We start from the raw sequence: 3,076 nt of genomic DNA on the forward strand, positions 1-3,076 counted from the left end.
GAATGGAATGATCACACCCCCCACGCCGTAGATCCATATGTTACGGCGGAGTAAAGCGGCCGCGCCGATCGCGCGATAGCGCACGCCTTTCAAGGACAGCGGAATGAGCGCGATGATGATCAGCGCATTGAATATGATAGCGGACAGAATGGCGCTTTCCGGAGTTGCCAGGCGCATTATGTTCAAGGTTTGCAGCTGCGGATAGAACGCAACGAACATCGCCGGGATAATGGCGAAGTATTTTGCTACGTCATTGGCGATGGAGAAGGTGGTCAAGGCGCCACGTGTCATCAGAAGCTGCTTGCCGATCTCGACAATCTCGATGAGCTTGGTGGGGTTAGAATCAAGATCGACCATGTTGCCGGCCTCGCGCGCAGCCTGCGTGCCGGTATTCATAGCGACGCCGACGTCGGCCTGCGCTAACGCAGGTGCATCATTGGTGCCATCGCCGCACATCGCAACGAGCTTGCCCTTCGCTTGTTCGTCACGGATCAGCCGCAGCTTCTCCTCAGGCGTCGCTTGGGCGAGGAAGTCGTCGACGCCAGCTTCGGCCGCAATGGCCGCGGCCGTCATCGGATTATCGCCGGTGATCATGATCGTGCGGATGCCCATCCGGCGCAGTTCGGCGAAGCGCTCGCGGATGCCGCCTTTGACAATATCCTTAAGATGGATCACACCGAGTAGCCGATTATCCTTTGCCACGGCCAGCGGCGTGCCACCGGACTTTGCGATGGCGTCAGCGATCGCCTGAACCTCGCGAGCAGTCTCGGCACTCAAATTCGGACGAAGCGCCTGGACGGCGCCCCCAGGACCTACCACCGTTGGGGAGGTGTTGAGGTAGTTGAGGAGCGCATCCACCGCGCCCTTGCGCACCCACGACGAGCCGATTTCGACGCCGCTCATGCGGGTCTGCGCGCTGAATGGGATAAAGTTGGCGTGCATCTCGGCGAGTTCACGGCCGCGGATGCCGTACTTTTCCTTTGCCAAGACCACAATCGAGCGACCTTCGGGCGTTTCGTCAGCGAGCGAAGCGAGCTGCGCCGCATCGGCCAATGCCTGTTCGCTGACACCTTGAAGCGGTTTGAATTCGGTCGCCTGCCGGTTACCAAGCGTAATCGTTCCGGTCTTGTCGAGCAGGAGCGTGTCAACGTCACCGGCGGCCTCGACGGCGCGCCCCGACATCGCGAGCACGTTGAAACGGACCAGTCGGTCCATACCGGCAATGCCGATCGCGGAAAGCAGCGCGCCAATGGTGGTGGGGATGAGCGTGACAAACAGTGCGACCAGAATCACGACCGAGATGGCGCTGCCAGCATAGTTAACGTAGCTCGGGATGGTTGCGGTCGCGAACACGAAGATGATGGTCAGGCCGATAAGCAGAATATTCAGCGCGATTTCGTTTGGCGTTTTCTGCCGCTCAGCGCCTTCCACCAGGCGGATCATGCGGTCGAGAAAAGTCGACCCGGGGGCGGCGGTGATACGCACGCGAATCCAATCAGACAAGACTTGGGTGCCGCCGGTCACCGCCGAGCGGTCGCCGCCGGATTCGCGAATCACCGGCGCGGACTCGCCGGTGATCGCCGCCTCATTGACCGAGGCCATGCCTTCGATGACCTCGCCATCGGATGGGATCGTATCGCCCGCTTCTACGAGCACAACGTTGCCGACCTTGAGCTCGGTCGATGGGATAAGTCGATAGTTCTGCGAGTCGCTCGGGTCGGTAATCAGCTTTGCCCGCGTCTCAGTGCGCTGACGGCGCAGCGTGTCGGCCTGCGCTTTGCCGCGCCCTTCAGCAACGGCTTCCGCGAAGTTGGCAAACAATACCGTGAACCACAGCCACAAAATAATCTGAAACTCGAAGCCGATGTGCGTGCCGCCGGTCACGAGATCGCGGATCAAGATCACGGTCGTCAGCGCAGTGACGATCTCCAGGACAAACATCACCGGATTCTTGATTAGCGTGCGCGGATCGAGCTTGACAAAAGCGGAGCCGATCGCCGGTACGACGATCTTCGGATCAAAGAGCGCCGATACGGGCACGCGCTTGCGCAGTGTGGACGCTTCCATAGCGAATGCTCCGATTTCAATTTGCAGCCGAGAAAAGTGTACCGGCGTTGATCGACAGCTGCTCGACGATCGGCCCAAGCGCGAGCGCCGGAAAGAACGTGAGGCCACCGATGATCACGATGACACCGACTACGAGGCCAACGAACAATCCGCCGGTAGTCGGGAAGGTGCCCGCTGACGCTGGGATGGACTTCTTGGCGACAAGCGAGCCGGCAATTGCCATGGTTGGGATGATCATCCAGAACCGACCGATGAACATCGCCACTGCACCGGTGACATTGTAGAAGAGCGTGTTGCCGCTAAGCCCCGCAAAGGCAGAACCATTGTTGCCCGTCTGCGACGTATAAGCGTAAAGCACTTCCGTAAAGCCGTGCGGTCCCGGATTATTCATGGCGGCAACCGCAGTCGGCACCAGCATGGCGACCGCCGTCCAGCCGAGGAACATCAGTGGCAGGACCAGGATAGCCAGCATCGCCATCTTGACTTCCTTCGCCTCGATTTTCTTGCCGACATATTCCGGCGTACGCCCCACCATCAGGCCAGCAACGAAAACCGAAAGGATGACGAACAGCAGCATGCCGTACATACCAGAGCCGACGCCGCCGACGATGATTTCGCCGAGTTCAATATTGATCAGCGGAATCATCCCGCCGAGGGCGGTGAAGGAATCGTGCATGGCGTTGACCGCGCCGCAGGAAGCTGCGGTGGTGATGACCGCAAACAGCGCGGACGCAGCAATACCGAAGCGGACTTCCTTGCCCTCCATGTTGCCGCCGGTGAGCCCAAGCGCATTGAGCGCGCCATTGCCGTGCGTTTCCGCGGCGTAACAGGCAATCACGCCGGCGATGAAGAGAACGCCCATCACCGCCAGCACGGCCCAGCCCTGGCGTTGATTACCGACCATTCGGCCGAAAACGTTGGTCAGCGAGGCGCCGATCGCAAAAATCGAAATCATCTGGACGAAATTCGAGAAGGCCGTCGGGTTCTCGAACGGATGGGCAGCGTTGGC

At 60.0% G+C, this 3,076-nt stretch carries 2 protein-coding genes; both read right to left on the reverse strand.

Annotation, left to right across the window (positions count from 1 at the left end; genetic code table 11):
- Positions 1-2,067, reverse strand: a 2,067-nt coding sequence (kdpB, locus tag VNX23_RS22290) for a potassium-transporting ATPase subunit KdpB (protein WP_325633638.1), incomplete at its 3' end; no start/stop codon positions are given.
- A gap of 16 nt (positions 2,068-2,083) precedes the next feature.
- Positions 2,084-3,076: potassium-transporting ATPase subunit KdpA (gene kdpA, locus VNX23_RS22295; protein ID WP_325633640.1), on the reverse strand; the 993-nt coding region annotated here is incomplete at its 5' end.

The organism is Bradyrhizobium sp., assembly GCF_035570375.1.
Taxonomy (GTDB): domain Bacteria; phylum Pseudomonadota; class Alphaproteobacteria; order Rhizobiales; family Xanthobacteraceae; genus Bradyrhizobium.